Annotated in this window: 11 protein-coding genes; 2 read left to right on the top strand and 9 right to left on the bottom strand. The window is 67.1% G+C overall.

Annotated elements, in window-relative coordinates; genetic code table 11:
• Positions 1–48 precede the first annotated feature (48 nt).
• On the top strand, positions 49–225 hold the full coding sequence (locus EZ216_RS21315; protein WP_167772863.1) for a hypothetical protein: 177 nt from the start codon (positions 49–51) through the stop codon (positions 223–225).
• Complete coding sequence (locus tag EZ216_RS09320) at positions 222–2312, top strand: hypothetical protein (protein WP_135249466.1); 2091 nt, start codon at positions 222–224, stop codon at positions 2310–2312. Before EZ216_RS21315 ends, EZ216_RS09320 begins: the two co-directional genes overlap by 4 nt.
• Before the next feature lie 3 nt (positions 2313–2315).
• Here the strand turns inward: EZ216_RS09320 and EZ216_RS09315 are convergent, their stop codons facing one another.
• Genes EZ216_RS09315 through EZ216_RS09275 form a run of 9 tightly spaced genes read right to left on the bottom strand, consistent with a single transcriptional unit; the run spans position 2316 to position 15595 of the window.
• Complete coding sequence (locus EZ216_RS09315) at positions 2316–3845, bottom strand: methyltransferase regulatory domain-containing protein (protein ID WP_135249465.1); 1530 nt, start codon at positions 3843–3845, stop codon at positions 2316–2318.
• A 49-nt stretch (positions 3846–3894) separates the two neighbouring features.
• The gene (locus EZ216_RS09310; RefSeq protein ID WP_135249464.1) at positions 3895–4986 is read right to left on the bottom strand and encodes an MraY family glycosyltransferase; all 1092 of its coding nucleotides are present in this window, start codon (positions 4984–4986) and stop codon (positions 3895–3897) included.
• Positions 4987–4995: 9 nt separating this feature from the next.
• Positions 4996–5646: a sugar transferase gene (locus EZ216_RS09305; RefSeq protein WP_239024339.1), complete on the bottom strand. Its 651-nt coding sequence runs from the start codon at positions 5644–5646 to the stop codon at positions 4996–4998.
• Between the two features lie 12 nt (positions 5647–5658).
• The gene (locus EZ216_RS09300; RefSeq protein ID WP_135249462.1) at positions 5659–6840 is read right to left on the bottom strand and encodes a UDP-N-acetylglucosamine 4,6-dehydratase; all 1182 of its coding nucleotides are present in this window, start codon (positions 6838–6840) and stop codon (positions 5659–5661) included.
• Complete coding sequence (locus EZ216_RS09295; RefSeq protein WP_205959646.1) at positions 6840–8000, bottom strand: LegC family aminotransferase; 1161 nt, start codon at positions 7998–8000, stop codon at positions 6840–6842. Before EZ216_RS09295 ends, EZ216_RS09300 begins: the two co-directional genes overlap by 1 nt.
• A 23-nt stretch (positions 8001–8023) precedes the next feature.
• Positions 8024–8686, bottom strand: a complete 663-nt coding sequence (locus EZ216_RS09290; protein WP_135249461.1) for a GNAT family N-acetyltransferase — start codon at positions 8684–8686, stop codon at positions 8024–8026.
• Positions 8683–10551, bottom strand: a complete 1869-nt coding sequence (locus EZ216_RS09285) for a hypothetical protein (protein WP_135249460.1) — start codon at positions 10549–10551, stop codon at positions 8683–8685. Before EZ216_RS09285 ends, EZ216_RS09290 begins: the two co-directional genes overlap by 4 nt.
• Complete coding sequence (locus tag EZ216_RS09280; RefSeq protein WP_135249459.1) at positions 10539–13079, bottom strand: glycosyltransferase family protein; 2541 nt, start codon at positions 13077–13079, stop codon at positions 10539–10541. Before EZ216_RS09280 ends, EZ216_RS09285 begins: the two co-directional genes overlap by 13 nt.
• Positions 13076–15595 carry an ArnT family glycosyltransferase gene (locus tag EZ216_RS09275; RefSeq protein ID WP_135249458.1) on the bottom strand — a complete coding sequence of 840 codons (2520 nt, stop codon included), beginning with the start codon at positions 15593–15595 and terminating at the stop codon, positions 13076–13078. Before EZ216_RS09275 ends, EZ216_RS09280 begins: the two co-directional genes overlap by 4 nt.
• Positions 15596–15622 lie beyond the last annotated feature (27 nt).

The raw sequence follows: 15622 nt of genomic DNA, 5'->3' as shown, positions 1-15622 counted from the left end.
TTTAGCCTCGGGGTTCGGCCCCGCGCGGGTCCATCAGGGGAGCGGACGGTGAGCGAAGACGACGACGATCCCGCCGGGACGGCCGCATCCCGCGAGCGCCGCCGCATGCTGCTGTGGCGCTGGGGCGGGCTGGTGGTCGCGGCCCTCGCGCTGCTGGCGCTGTCGCAGGCCCTCTGGTGGTGGGAAACCTGGCCGGTGCGCCAGCTGCTGGAGGCCGGGCGATGATCCCCGCGGCCTGGCGCGATCCAAGGCGCTGGCGCGCGGCTTTCGCGCCCCACAGCATCGTGCTGGCGCTGCTCGCGGCCTGGTTCGTCGGCCTCGTGTTCGCGGCCGTGCAGCTGGAGCGCTGGCAGGCCGACCTCTCGCGAACGCTGCTGCAGCTGAACGCCGATGCGCAGTTCCGCGCGCGCGTCACGCAGCGCGACCAGGTCGATCCGCAGTGGTACCGGCGCAAGGCCGGCGCGCTGCTCGCGGCACTGGACAAGGTGCGCCGCGAGGCGTGGTGGACCGTCTTCATCCCCGGCTCCTGGCGGCCGTTCGACGACCTGGAAGAACGCGTCGCCGCGCGCATGGAGCGCGAGTTCGGCGACATCGTGGTGGAGACCGTGCGGCGCGAGCTGTTCCTGCGCACCGCGCAATTGACCGGCGTGCCGGTGGCGCCGCCCGCGGGCGAATTCCGCTCGCCGGTGGCGTGCACGCCGCCGCGCCTGCCGGCGGGCACGCCACCGGGCGAGCTGCCCGAACTCGCGGCGCTGAAGGCGTACGTCGGCTCGCTGCGGGAGCTGGACGATGCGGTGCGCGCGTGGATGGCGCTGCAGCAATCGCCCGGTCCCGAAGCGACACAAGCGCTGCGCGGGCTGGTGCGCTACACGCTCGACGCCGACCTGCCGCCGGGCGCGGCCCACGCCGTGGCGCTGTTCCAGGCCAGCCGCGCGCCGGGCGCGGCCGAAGCCGTTCCGCAGTGGCAGGCTGCCGCCCGCTGCGCTTTCCTGCGCGGCGTGGACGCATTGCACGAGAGGGTGCTGTCGCAGAACGAATTGCTGGCGCTGGAGCAGTCGCTGCAGGAACGCGCCAGGGGCCTGTTCGACAACCGCCGGCCCGAGCCCTTCGTGCCCACGGTGAAGCGGCTGCGCGCGGTGCACGAAACGCTGCTGCAGGAAGAAGCGCTGCTCGCGCGCGGCAACACCGCCTGGCTGCGCGGCGGCGCCCTGCCCTTCCAGCCCGCGTGGGAAGACCTGCTGGCGCGCTCGCGCGAGCTCGGGTTGCTGGGCCCGGACGCGGCGCAGCAGGCCCGCGTGCATTCGGAGGCCGCGTTCGCGCAGTTCCGCCGCCAGTTCGATGCCGTGCTGGGCCGCGGGCGCGCGGGCCTGGTATGGGACGACGTGCAGCCCGGCTACCGGCTCTCGCCCGAGCGCGTCGCGCTGCGCGAAGGCCTGGGCCGGCTGCTGCAGGAACCATTCATGCAGTTGCGCGCCGACGGCTCCGCGGAACCGCCGCCGGCCACCTTCAACGAAGTGCTGGCCTTGGCCGACGTGCGCCGGCGCGTGCGCCGCGAGGTGATCCCCCAGTTGCCCGAATTCGCGCGCGCACCCATGGCGCGCGTGGTGGACGACCGGCTGGCGCTGCTGGTGCACGACGGGGCGGCGCAGGCCCTGCGCGCCGCGCTGCCGTCGGACCCGAACGGGTCTTTCGATCCGGCCGCTTTCCAGGGCCTTCGCCAGCCGCTGGCGCAAGCGCAATCGCTGCTGGTGGCGCTGGGCGCGCCGGACCTGGCGCAGCGCCTGGCATCGCAGCCGGCGGCGGAACTGGGCGCGCGGCTGGCGCGCTCGACCCAGGAGTTGCGCACGCTGGCGCTGTTCACGCCGCGCGCTTCCGACTTCGGCTGGTGGCGCGGCGAACCCGCTCCGCTGATGCGCGCCTTCGGCACGGCGGACGAGCCCGCGATGCAGGCGCTGCTGACGCAGCAGTTCGCGCGCGTGGAGGCGCTGGCGCGGCAAGCCTCGCAATACCTCGCCGCCGCCGACACCCAGCTGTCGGCGGATGCGGACGTGCAAACCTGGCAGAAGCTGGCGGCCGAAACGGACCGCTGGCGGGCCCACCTGCCCGACAGCAGCATGCTCGCGATGGAGCGTTACCTGCTGGCGATGGGACCGCCGCTGCGGCGCGAGAACTGCGCCGAGCTGCTGATGACGCGCCTGCCGCCGCGGCACGACGACGAGATCGCGCAGCGCCTCACGCGCATGCACAACGCGCTGGCGTTGCGCTGCAACCAGCTGCGCACCGAGCCGCCGGTCGCTTCCACCGGCAACTGACGCTCAGGCCAGGCCCAGCGACTTCAGCACCGGCAACTGCGCGGTGAACGCCTTGGCCTGCCCGGTGAGTTCGGCCAGGTTCTGCTCGGGCGTCTCCAGGGTCTTGCCTTCCTTGACGATGCGCTGGTTCTGCGCCGACAGCACCGTCCACACCTGCTGCGCCAGCTTTTCCGGCTTGGCGGGCGCCTGCCGGTGGGCCGCCAGGAACAGCTGCGAGAAGCGCGGCATCAGCACGCCGCCCCCGGTGACCGGACTGGCCAGGAACTGCACCTCGGGTGAGTTGCGCGCGCGGTCGCACAGGTAGGCGTTCAGGCGCTCGGCCTGAGGCCGCGCGCGAGCCGCAGTGGCATCGTCCTGCACCGGCTGCAGCGAGCCATTGCCCACCAGCAGCGTGGCCGCTTCCACGACCTGCGCCAGCGTCAGGCCGCGGCCCTTGAGCGAAGCCTCGACCTCGCCCAGCGTGTGCGGCGCCTGGTCGCCGAAAGCGTCCAGCACGGGGGCGTAGATGGCCTCCTGCATCTGCGCGGACCCCAGCGCGCCGGCCACCTTCAGCGGCACGTCGGCGCGCAGCTGCGTCAGCACGAAACGCTGCGCGCGCAGCTGGTCGGCCTGCTCGCCGGGGCTCAGGCGCCGGCCGCCGCGCACCCAGTAGTCCTTGCGGAACTGCTGGTTCACGCAGAAGTCGCGCACCGTCTGGCGGAAGCCCGGGTCGGGAATCTCGCGCAGCAGCGCCTGCTGCTGCGGCGTGAGGTTGATCTGGTCCACCAGGTCCAGGTAGTGGGCGGAACTGGCGAAGCCCAGCTTGGCGGGCTCCATCCAGCGCGTCATCTGCTCGAACGACATCGGCACCCAGTCCCGGGTGAAGTACTCGTGCGCGAGGTAGTTGGCGTTCTGCTGCCGCAGCTGCGCCAGGCGTTCGCTGACTTGCGGATTGGCGCGCGCATAGGCGGGGTTCGCCGCCATCAGCTTGTCGGCGAAGGCCAGCGCCGCCTCGACGCGTGGCAGCCGCCCCTGCCCGGGCGCGCCGAGCAGCTCGCTGTGCGCCGTGAGCAGGCCGCGCATCGGCGCCATCGCGGCCCAGCCCGGCATGGTGTTGTAGCTGACGTAAACCACGCCACCCACCTTCAGCTTGCGGCGGATGAAGTCGACGATCACGCGGCGGCTCTCGTCGGACACCCAGCTCCAGATGCCGTGCAGGCCGATGTAGTCGAACTCGGGCAGGTCGGGCCGGTGGCAGAACTCGTCGAAAGCCTGGTCGAACAGCTTGGGATCGCCGCCGCGGGCGCCCAGCTCCCGCGCGAAGGCGGTCTGCGAGGGATTGAAGTCGGTGCCCCACCAGGCGCCGCCACCGGCCGCGGCGTGGATGTTGACGCTCAGGCCCTGCCCGAACCCCAGCTCGCAGGCGGTGCCCAGCGCGGGGACGGCCAGGCCGGCGTTGAGGAAGGCAAGCGCCACGCGGCGCGGGTTCAGTTCGGTGTAGTAGCCGTACGTGTACTCCAGGTCGGCCACGTAGCCGTCGCTCCATTCCTGCATTTGCCTGTCCTCCAGGGGAAGCCCTGGGGCATTCTAAGCAGGGGGGGGGTCAGTGCCGCCGGGTGATCCACCACTTCATCGACTTGAAGCGCACGAGTGAAGCGTAGAACCAGACGTAGAGGGCGGCGAAGCAAACGAACACGACCTGCAGCCAGAAGGTGCTGCGCCAAAGCAGCACGGCCGGGAACACGGACAGGGATGAGATCAGCCAGAGGTATGGCGCCGTCATCGAGTTGCGGACCGTCAGATGGCGGGCCTGTTCGCTCCCCACCGACCAGCGCACCAGCCGGCGGAAGATGAGTTGGTGCAAGTGCACCGCATCGGGCAGGCCGGGGTGCCCGCGCCGCACGACCATCCGGCGGTAGATGGAGAACAGCGTCTCGACCACGGGGTAGGCGACCAGCAGCAGCGGGAACCAGGGCGACACCTGCGGGTTGCGCGCCAGGAGCAGCAACGACAGCTCGCCGATCCAGAATCCGATCAGGTAGGCACCGCCGTCGCCCAGGAAGATGCGGCCCCAGGGCCAGTTCCAGAACAGGAAGCCGATGATGGCGCCGATCATCGCGAGACAGGCGCGGAAAACGAGGATGTCGCCGATCTGGAATGCGATGTAGCCCAGGCCCGCGAGGATCACGCAGCTGACCACGCCGGAGAGGCCGTTGTAGCCGTCGATGATGTTGATGGCGTTGGCCACCCCGCCCACGGCGATGGCGGTCACCAGAAGCGCCAGCGGCCACCACCGCAGCGCCCGGTCGATGAAGCCGACGTCCACCGACGTCAGCTGCGCATCCAGCACGAAGAAGCCCAGGACCGCCGCCAGCATGGTGAGGAACAGCCGCGGCAGCACGCCGACTTTCTTGGTGAGGTCCTCCGCCAGTCCGCCCAGAAAGGCAGGCGATGCGCATAGGAGCAGCAGCACAAACGGCTGGGAGTAAGGATCACCGAGCACTCCCTGTACCAGCGAGACGCCCACGAGCGCGACACCGAGGCCCAGGCCGCCGATGCGCGGGATGCTGTCCTTGTGGAACTTCTGCACGCCCTCGGAATGGTCGGAGGACCACCGCTCGTGGACGTGGTTGTAGCGCAGCACCACCGTGGTGGTGATCACCGATATCAACAGGGCGACGATGAAGGCGAACACGGCGGTCGTTCAAGCCAGCCCGAGCTCGGGCGGCGGCGGCGGCAGGTCTGGAAACGCTCGCCACACCACACGGCTGCGCGGGAACAGCACCACCCATGCGGTGATGCAGATCAGCTGGAAATACACGGCCAGGCTGCGCCGGGCAACGTACCACTGCTCCAGCGCCCCCTTGTACGGCGCGATCACCCGCTCGTAGAACTCCACCCGCCGCTGGCCGCGCAGCAGGTTCTCCTCGTCGCGGAACACCACGGAACCGATGCCCGTCAACCCTGGGGGCACCCGCGCCACGGCCGCCTGTACTTCCGGGCTGTAGGCCCCAAATTCATTCGGCGTGAGTGGACGCGGCCCCACCACGCTCATGTCCCCCGCCAGGATGTTGAGCAGCTGCGGCAACTCGTTGATCTTGGTCTTGCGAAGGAAGTGTCCGACCGGGAGGATGCGGGGGTCTTCGGCGACGGTGACCGTGCCGGTCCCGATGCTCGGGCTGTTCTTGAGCATGGTCGCGAACTTCAGCAAGCCGAAATGCCGGCCACCCTGCCCCACGCGCTGCTGCCGGTAGAACACCTCGCCTTCACCCGTCAGGCGCAGCACCACCACCACGGGCACCAGCAGCGGCGCGAGCACGAGGAGCGCCAGCACCGAGAACACAATGTCGAACATCCGCTGCACGGCCTACATCCTTGCGTCGAGGAACTTGCCGGTGTCCTTGTGGCCGAACCCGGGAATGGTGGCGTGGAACAGGTCCACCAGATCGGCGCGGCTCCAGTGGCCGGCCTGCTTCATCCGCGCGATGGCCTGCGAGAAGTTCTCCAGGGCCGCCTCGTCGAACGCCGCCTGGTTGCGGATGACGCCCAGGCAGCCGAAGCGGGACATGTCGACGTCCTCCGCGTCGGTGAAGAACTCCTCGAAGTCCTTCTCGCCCGTGGTGTCGCTGTCGAAGAAGTAGCAGGGCCAGCGGCGCGAGGCGATGAGCTCGGCCGCGCGGTCGCGCGCCTCGTCCTCGCTGGCGCACTCATGGGGCTCGAAGCCGAGGCGGTGCAGGTACTTGCGCGCGATGTCGGCGAAAGTGATGAGGTGCAGGTGCTCGGACAGCTTCGGAAAGAAGATGTCGCGGTTGCCGCCGAGCAGGCAGGACATGAGGCACAGTTCGCCCGATTCCTGCGGTGTGACGAAGTAGCGGCGCACGTCGCGGGGCGCCGAGATGGGCTGCCGCTTGGCGAAGCGCTGATTGAAGCCATGCAGCAGGCTGCCGTCGGAAAACGCCACGTTGGCGAAGCGCGCGGTGGAGACCGGCTGCCGAAGGCTCTCGCGCATCAGGAACATCTCCATGATGCGCTTGCTGGCGCCCATCATGTTCACCGGATTGGCCGCCTTGTCCGTGGACACGCAGAAGTACTTGCGCGCGCCACCTGCCATGCGCAGCGTCTTCATGGTGTTGAAGACGTTCACTTCCACCATCCGCATGAGCGTGAACGGATCCTTTTCGCTGCGCACGTGCTTCAGCGCCGAGAGGTTCAGCACGTAGTCGTAGGGGCCGTGCCCACGCACCAGCGCCTCGTACTCCAGGCTGCCGCAGTCGATGGCGAACGTGGCGAAATCGCCTTCGATGTAGCCAAGCGTGCTGCGCAGGTCGCGCACCAGCTCCACCATGTTGTTCTCGCTCAGGTCCACCGCGTGCAGCACGCGTGGTCCGCGGCGGAAGATCTCCCGGGTGACGGCCTGGCCGATGGAGCCGGCCGCGCCGATGACCAGGAAGCGAGCGCCGGCCACGAGCGAGCGCAGCTCCTCGTCATGCGCCGCCACGTCCGCTTCGAAGAGCGGTTGGGTGCGGCCGATCAGGTCGAGGTAGTCCATCAGCGGCCTACCCACGGTGTCGGCACGCTGGAGGGGATGTTCACCACGCGTTCTTCCAGCCAGTTGGCATTCTCCAGGCCGCCATGCTGGCAGCCGCTGAACATCTTCAGGTGCGTCATCAGCCGCCAGATGGGACGGGTCATCACGCCGGCCTCGTTGGTCGCTTTCAGGAATTCATCGCGCTCGGCAAGCGAGTCCAGCACGATGGCATTGAGCCAGTAGTTGGCCCGGCTGTTCGCCGGCTCCTGGACGAAGGTGACGCCGGCGTCCTTGAAGAAGTCGATGTACCTCGCGGCCAGCGCGCGCTTGTGCACGAGGAAGCCTTCGAGCTGCTCCATCTGCGCACAGCCCAGCGCGGCATTGAGGTTGGGCAACCGGTAGTTGTAGCCCACCTCGTCGTGCACGTACTCGTACGGGTGCGGGATCTTGGCCGTGGTGGTCAGGTGCTTGCAGCGGCGTGCCAACGCTTCGTCGTCCGTCACCACCATGCCGCCACCGCCTGTGGTGATGATCTTGTTGCCGTTGAAGCTGAAGGTGCCCAGCCTGCCGAAGGTGCCGGTGTGGCGGCCCTTGTACCAGCTGCCCAGGGATTCGGCGGCGTCCTCCACCAGGACGATGCCCCATTCGTCGCAGATCGCGGCGATCTCGTCGATGCGGCAGGGGTGTCCGAAGGTGTGCATCGGCACGCAGGCGACGATCTGGCGGCCGGTGCCGCGGTTCCATGCGCCGCCGTCGCGGCGCTGCGCGTTGGCTTCGAGAAATGCGCGCAGCGCCTGCGGGCTCATCCCCAGGGTATCGCGGTCCACGTCCACGAACACCGGCGTGGCGCCCGTATAGGACGCCGCATTGCAGGTGGCGATGAAGGTCAGCGACTGGCCGATGATCTCGGTGCCGGGTTTCGCACCGGCGAGTTCCAGCGCGATGTGCAGCGCCGCCGTGCCGTTCATGGTCGCGATGGCGTACCGTGCGCCGACGAAGGTGGCCAGCCGCTCTTCGAATTCGGTGACGCGCGCGCCGACCGACGACACGAAGTTGGAGTCGATGCACTCGGCGAGGTACTGCTTCTCGTGGCCGGCGAAGACCGGACGGTGCAGCAGGACTTGGTCCTCCTGGAACGTGTCCTTGACGAAGGCCGCCACTCGTTGGGCCAGGTGGTTCAATTCAGTCCCCTGATGAGAAAACGCTACTGCCCGACGCGGCCGGATGTGCAGCCGGGATTATCTTTCGATTGAGGGCTTCCGACTGCCGCCCCATCCGCTGCCGCCACCCGCTGCACGTACACGATGGAGCGTGCATGCCCATGCACAGTGAGGCCACCGGCAGGTTCAGCGCCCATCCGCCTGTAGAAACGATGCGCAGGGCCCAGTGCTTCGCCAACGACGATCTGGAACGACAGCTGGCCCGTGCGCCGGAAATGAGATTTCAGGCGACCATAGAGGCTTTCGGCGATACCGCATCCGCGCCACTGCGGCTCGACCACGATGCTCAGGAGTTCGGCCGTTGGCAAATCTCTCTGGTCTATCCGCCCGGACTTCCGGCTGTGCAGCAGGATTTCAATCACCCGCCACAGGCGCCGGGGCGAGAGCAAGACTGGCGCCAGACTGGCGGCAAGCCGAAGCGGTCGCCTGAGCAGGGATCGATAAACCGTCCCCAGTCCCAGCGATCCGCTTACGAACCCGACGATCCGCCCGTCCTCTTCGTGCGTCAGCAAAACGCTCTGCGAACTGCCGTCGATGGCTTCGTAAAGGAGCGACAGAAACCGCGTTCCGAGCGTTGACAGGAAGCCTTGATCGATCCCCCTGGCATGAAGCCGCGCCACCTGCTCATATCGGTCGGCCGGCTTCATCCGTTGGCCTGCGCTCCGCGCCTGTCTGGCAGCCCACCACGCCGGACCTCCAGATAGCGACGCGTCAACCGATAGGCCACATCCAAGCCGAACAGGAGCATCAACGATGCGATCGCGCCGTGCGAGAGCATCGTTGTCTCAAAGTCTGTCAGCATCAAATTCAACGCCGCCACCGCCATCAGCGCGATGCCCAACGGCTTGAGCGGCGCGAAGGCTCTCCCGATCACCCACGAAACCAGCGCATCGAATGCGATAACGCACACAAGCGCCAGCAACATGCCCCTCGTTCCCATGGGCGCGGAGTAGGACACCAGAAAGCTCGAGGGCGCCGTGCCGGTTGTCACTTTCGCGCCTGCGGAATAACCCGGCGCGTAGTGATCATGGATTCGCGTGGGCATGTCGGTGACGCGCTTGGAATGCGTCCATCTCGCCGTTGGCAGCACGGCGGCTCCGGGTCTTTCGACCCGTGTCACGTAGTCGTAGTGCCAGGCGGCGACCTGCAGCGGCACGACCCAGGCGCGGTAGGCGATCGCTTCCACGTATGCCCAGGCACGCTGCGGGAGCGTCTCGCCGATCGGCTGGGGCTGGGCGACTACACGACCTGCATCCGTGCCGTCAACGATCGCTTGCGCGCGCGCGACAGGTTGAGCTTGCCCAGGAACCGAGGCTGCGGGCGTTTCTGTGGCGGCAGGAGCGCTCGCAGGCGCCCCCGCGCGACTCGCGCCAGCATGCGCCTGCGCCATCTCCCTGCCATGCCTGATCGCCACGGCGTACTTCTCCTCCAGTATCCGCCGACGCTGTCGGATCAGGCGCTGCTGCTCAGGCGCCACTTCGAATGAAAATGGCACGCGTGGCGGCAGCGCGCCCATGCAGCGCTGCTCCAGTTCGGATTGGAACCAGTCAATGGTTGCCGCCGAGATGCCCAGCGCATAGTCACGGCTGGACATCGAGTTCAGCAGCCCACGCATCGGAACGCAGATGTCAAGTCGTTCCACGCACTGAGCGAACGGGTACTGCGACTCGTCCTGGAAGTAGCGCTTCTCCTTGACAAGTTCCACGGCCACGAGGGCCGTCATCCCCACTGCCGCGACCAGCGCCACGTGCAAGCCGCGACGGAGCCAGCCTTTAGCATGGAAGCACAAGCCGAGCGCGCTCGCTACGAGCGTCGGCATCAGGTTGCCTTTGGCGCCGGGCAACAGAACCGCGAAAAAAAAGAAGGTGATGAGAGCTGCATTGCCGAGCACCGGCCAGAGCCGGCGCTGCTCCATTGCCGCAATGGCGTGCTGCAGCGCCAAAAAGACGGCCACCGGGCTCACCACGCTCACGACGAGCGCATGTGCGAAAGTAGGCCAGCCGCCGCCTGCCATCTTGATCGACAATTCGCGCGCGAGCAGCGCGACCTCCGGGTCGAGCACCGTAGCAGCGAGGCCGGTACAGCTAATGCCCACACGTTGCAAGTACAGGAAGACAAGGACCCCGCCCAGGACCAACACGCAAACCGTAGCAACGATGCTGAATAGCCCCTCCCCGTGCGCATCGCGCTCCAAACGGAGCCGGCCAGTGAAGGCTGGCGTGAAGGTCGTCCACGCCAAAAGGCCGAGAGTCATCGCATGCAAGTGCAACGCAAACAGCCAATGCGTCGCCAGCGAGCGCTCCAGAACCCCCGAGTAAATCCACACTGGCCACTGAAACAGCAGTGAGAGAAGGCCGGCGACCATGAAGGCAGGCCGCGCGGCACTGCGGCGGTCACGCCAAACCAGCCCGACGATCCAGCCGCTCGCCACTGCGAGGAACGCCAGATTGGCGACTGCGTAGCTGCTCCATGCGAGCGGCTCGAGCCGGAAGGGCAGGTTCAGTTCGTCCACTGCGCAACCGCTTTCTCGGAACGATCCCGGATCGCGCGCAACCTCGCGCCAAGCAGACGCAGGGAGGTCGCACCCCGGTGCTCCACAATGATGCCGACGGAGCGTGTCTGTTCATAGGTGACGAATCGGCGAGCGAACCGTCTGGGCGGCTCACCGTCCACCAGCGCGGCCTCGCCGACACGCTGCTTTGCCAAGAAGCTCCATCCGGCAGGATCGTCGGCGAGCTGGACGCGACCACCGTGTGGCAGGTCGAGCGCACGGCCATCCTCGTCATACTGGACCAGGTACACAGCGGCGAATGCATGGCCCTCGAGATCGAGGTCCAGCCGGTATTCGTGGCCACCTTCCACTCGGATGGGGGGCACCGCAGCGCGGCCATCCACAGTACCGGTTGCTAGCAGTGTAGTGAGCTCGCGTCGGAACAGAGGCCAGTCGTGCTCCGGGCGCGACCACTGGCCGGGAGCTAGTACACGCTGCCGCATCGGTAATCGGATGAGGCCGACGCGTCCACCCAGGACTGCAGCCTGGCGGCTGGTCCACGCGCGAGCGCCCGGTGACAGGTCCGTCGCCGGAGTCTCAACGGAGTTTCCAGGTTCTTTCAGGTCATAAACCTGGTGCCCGCCGACCGAATACACCAGCGCGCTCAAATCCGGCCGCGCCATAAGCTGCTCCAGGGGTGTCCGATACAGTGGGGGCAACGCGTAGTCCGGTACATGCAAGTAGCGGATGCCTAAGCCGAGCAGCGCCTCGCGCATGCGCGCTGCATCCGTTTCGGCATACACCGGGAGCAGGCGCGGATCGAGGTAGCTGACCATGCGTCGCTCCGCGTAGTACATGTCGGCGGGCTTGAGCGAAAGCACGAGCGCGTCGGCCGGGGTCTCCTGCGCGAGATAGCGGACAGCCTCGTATGCTGGGTAGTCGCGCATCTTCTGCGACAGCGGTTCGAAGAACGTCGACACATGGACGCCATACGTCCTTGCCTTGTGCCCGCCGACGACAATGATTTGCTGCCCGAACGTGCCTGCCAGCAACACGCAGAACGGGATGGCTACGGCGCGCGCGACGGCCCTCGGCTGGCTGCGCGCGGCAGCGTTCGCCGCCTCCGCGATGAAGATCCCGGCCAGCCAAGAGACGCATGGGAGCAGCACCAGCTGGTAGCGCTCATTGCGGATCATCAAATCGATCCCCAGCAACACGGAGAGCAACACGCCTGCAAGGTAGCAACCGAAGACGCCCGCAACGCCGCGCAGCCAGAGCACCTCAGGCGCGTGCGTCCCCGGCTGCGCGCACAGCAGACTGCGCAGCGGACGTGCACGCCGCACGAAGAGCCAGAGTCCCGGCAAGGCCAACCAGAACGAAGCGGCGTAAGCTTCCACCATGGTCCAGCCCTTGAACACGCCGTATTGCAGCTTCTCGCCCCAGCTCTCGTAACCGCGCGCCATCTGGAAGTAGATCGGCCACTGCAATTGGGGCATGGCGAACACCGCCGGGTTGTCGCTCACGGCGGAGCCGAACATGGCGACGTTGCGGGCATACGGCCATGCCGCGACGGCGGTCGCGGTGGCGAGCAGGACAGCCGCGTTGGCCAGTAGCTTGCGGTCCATCCGCAGACCTTGGTGCGCGGCAAGCGCAGCCAGCGCCAGGGGGATGAACAGGATGGCCTGGGAATGCGTCCATAGCGCCGCGCCTAGCAGTAAGCCCTGGAACACGCCAGGCCGCGCGCCGATGCCCGCAAAGCCGACGATGGCCGCCAGCACCAGCGCGAATCCGGCAACCGGCAAGGCGTCGATGAGAGCCGATCCGGCGCCTAGGTACAGCAGCGGCGCTCCGATGAAGACGAGGGCCGCCCCGATGCCCGACGCACGCGAATGCATGCGTCCCACCGCGGCCACCAGCGTCAGCGCGGTGAGCAGGAACCAGGGAGCGACCAGTCGAGCCAAACCCGGCTCGAGGGCATGCGCCTGCACTGCATGCGACAGGTAGATCATGGCCACATACAACGGCGGGTGCGTCCACGGGCCATAAAACCCGGAGCCGATTGACGGATCGATGGCCGGATAGGAGGACAAGTCCCGCGTCTGGAACAACAACCGCCCGACCGTGGTGTATTCCAGCGCGTCGTTCTGTGTGAGTGGCATGAAGATGCTGTCCACCAGCAGCATGCCGATCCAGGTGAAGAGGAGCAACCGAAGGAGCCACGCGGCCCAAGACAGTCCGGCGGCAGCCCCTCGCGGATGGCGCAGCATCTGCAGGATCGGGCTGGAACGCCACACGGCAATCACGGCCAGCACACCCATGACCAATCCGGCATGCAATGCGCTGCTGCGGCCGGGGAGCAGCCCGAGTGCCGCAACTGCCAGCAGCCCCGTAAGGAAGGGCCCTACCGCGGCGCCGGCTGCAAGGGGCAGGCCGCAATCGCGTGCCCTGTTGCTCCATGGCATGGCAGATGACAGTGCCAAGCCAGCGCCGGTGGCCAGGATCAACAGAAGCGCCATCAAAGTCCAGGCGAGGGGCGAGGTCTCGATCATGGGCGCGGGGCTTGGCTGGGCATCGACGGGCCAGTGCCAGCTTCGATCGGCGTGAGGCGCACAGACAGGACGCGCAGCCATGTGTCGCCGCGATGTTCGATCGCGATGCGCATGTTGCTGGTGCTGCCGCCGGGAGTGATGCGTCGCGCAATGATCCGGCGTCCGCCCGAGGCGCTCACGGGAACCTCGGCGATCAACTCGGAGCTGGGCTTGCCGCGCCCCAGATACCGGCCGGCCGCGTCGTACTGGAACACATACGCGTAAGCATACGCGTCGCCCTCGAGTTCAATCTCGACTAGGTATTCGTGCCCCCCGTGCACCTGCAAAAGGCTGTCCGGGAACTGGTCTTTCTGGACAGAGCCATCGCGGCCGGACATCAGCATGGCCGACACACCGCGTTGCAGCACGGGAAGCGGAAAACCACTGTTGCTGCGAGCATTGCCGGGAAGCTCCCCATCTTCGAGGGTGAGCCCCACGCCTGGTAATGAATAACGATGCAAACGCACCCAGGGCCGGGCACTGGGGCCGATCTCAGTCGGTAAGCCGAGGTGGCCCGCAGAGGGCTGGAGCGCATACAACTGCTCCATACCTGCGGAAAAGACCAGGGTGCTCAGGTCCGGGCGGGTGGCAATGGCCTGCAGAGCCGTGTTGTAGATGGCGGGATGCGAATAACCGGGCAGCTGCACGTGCGTAATGCCCAGCTCTTTCAAGCGACGGACCGCTGAAGCCGGATCGCGCTCTCCATAGACAGGCACCAACCGCGGATCGAGAAAGCTCATCATCCGCCGCCGGGTGTAGTACATCTCGGCCGGTCGCTCGGACAGGACCAAGGCGTCACCCGGGAGGTGCTCCGTCATGAAACGGGCAACGCGGAAGCCAGGCCAATTCCGCAGCTTCTCATCCTGCGACTGCTGGAATAGCTGCGCGAAGCTCAGGTCCAAGGTTGTGCGCTTGAGGTGCAGGTAGATCGCCCCCATGCCGCACTGCAAAGTCAGCACGCCAGCCAAGAGGACGACCAGGACTTCCCTTCCACGGTCGCGCCACCTGGGAGCCGACTCATCGACCCACGAAACACTGGATACCATCCGGGCCAACCCAAGACCGGAGATCAGCGCACAGCCTGGCAAGACGGCCAGCAGGTAGCGATCGTTCTTGATCATGAGGTCCATGCCCAGCACCGTGGACAGCAGGACGCCGGCCAGGTAGCCGAAGACGAGCGTTACCGCGGTCCTCCACAGGCGGTCTTGCGCCACATCGCTCCCCACGGCGCCAGGGCGCAACCAATCAGCTGAGGGCCTGATCGGCCTCATGACCCAGATTCCCGCGAGCATGAACCAGAACGTAGGGCCGAAGGATTCGATCGCGAACCAGCCCTTGAGAATCCCGTACTGGATTCGCGTGGGCCAGCCCTGCAATCCCCGACCCTGCGCGAAGTACTCGTCCCAAGCGAGCTGCGGCATTGCAAAGACAACCGGGTTGTCGCTCACAATCGACCCAAAGAGCACGAGATTGCGAAGATACGGCCACGCCGCCACCGCGCAGGCCGTAGCCGAAACGATGGCCAAATTGCGCATCCGGTCACGTGCCGGCTTCCAGCCATCCACCGCGCCGAGCGCGGCAAGGGTCAGCGGAAGGAATAGGACCGCCTGAGAATGGGTCCACATCGCCAGGCCAACTGTCGCCCCGCGAACAACGGCGGTGGCTCGCGATTCGCTTCGAAGCAGTGCGACAGCGGCAATCACTAGCGCGAGCCCACTCATCGGCAATGCATCGATCAGAGAGGTTCCCGCCCCCGAGGCGGCCAAGGGCGTGGACACGTACACCAGCATTGCCAGGAGCCCTATCCATGGGCTCACCGTATTACCGAGGCTGCGCAGCAGCAGCGCACCGCTCAGAAAGTACCAGGGCGCGATAGCCCTCATAAGGCCGGGCATCTCCGCATGCCCTTGCACAGCGTAAGACAGGTAGATAGACGCCGTGTACAGCGGTGGATGGGTCCACGGAGCGTATAACCCCGACGAACCCCGCGTCGGATCGATCGCTGGGTAGTCGAGCAGGTCACGCGTTTCGAACAGGAGACGGCCGACGGTCGCGTATTCCAATGCATCGTTCGCAACCAGCGGCAGCAGCAGCGCCTCCACCAGCACGTACAGCACCCATACGATGACAAGCATATTGGCCAGTGTCCAGGCCATGCCACCACCGCGCCGGCGCTCATCGGGAAGGGACTGCGGCACGCGGGACAACACGCTCGCGCCGATCACCACGGCGAAGAGCAGCACGACCACGGCATACACGTGCACCGTGGTTGAAGCGCCGGGCAGAAGCCCAAGGACCAGCACGCCGGCCAGCCCGAACAGGAACGGAGCGAGCGCGACTCCGAAGGCGGTCGGAACGTGAGCGCGCCGTGCGTCGTCCATCCAGGGCAAGCGCGAAGCCAGCACGACGCCGGCGCAAGTGGCAACGGCGGCCAAGGCAAACCACTGCAACCAGTGGCCGAGGTCCGCTTTAGTCATGGGCACGCACCAGCATCATCTGGGCGA

This window comes from Ramlibacter humi (genome assembly GCF_004681975.1).
Classification (GTDB): domain Bacteria; phylum Pseudomonadota; class Gammaproteobacteria; order Burkholderiales; family Burkholderiaceae_C; genus Ramlibacter; species Ramlibacter humi.
Note: the sequence above shows the minus strand (reverse complement) of the source record. Positions and strands in the feature narration are given on the sequence as shown.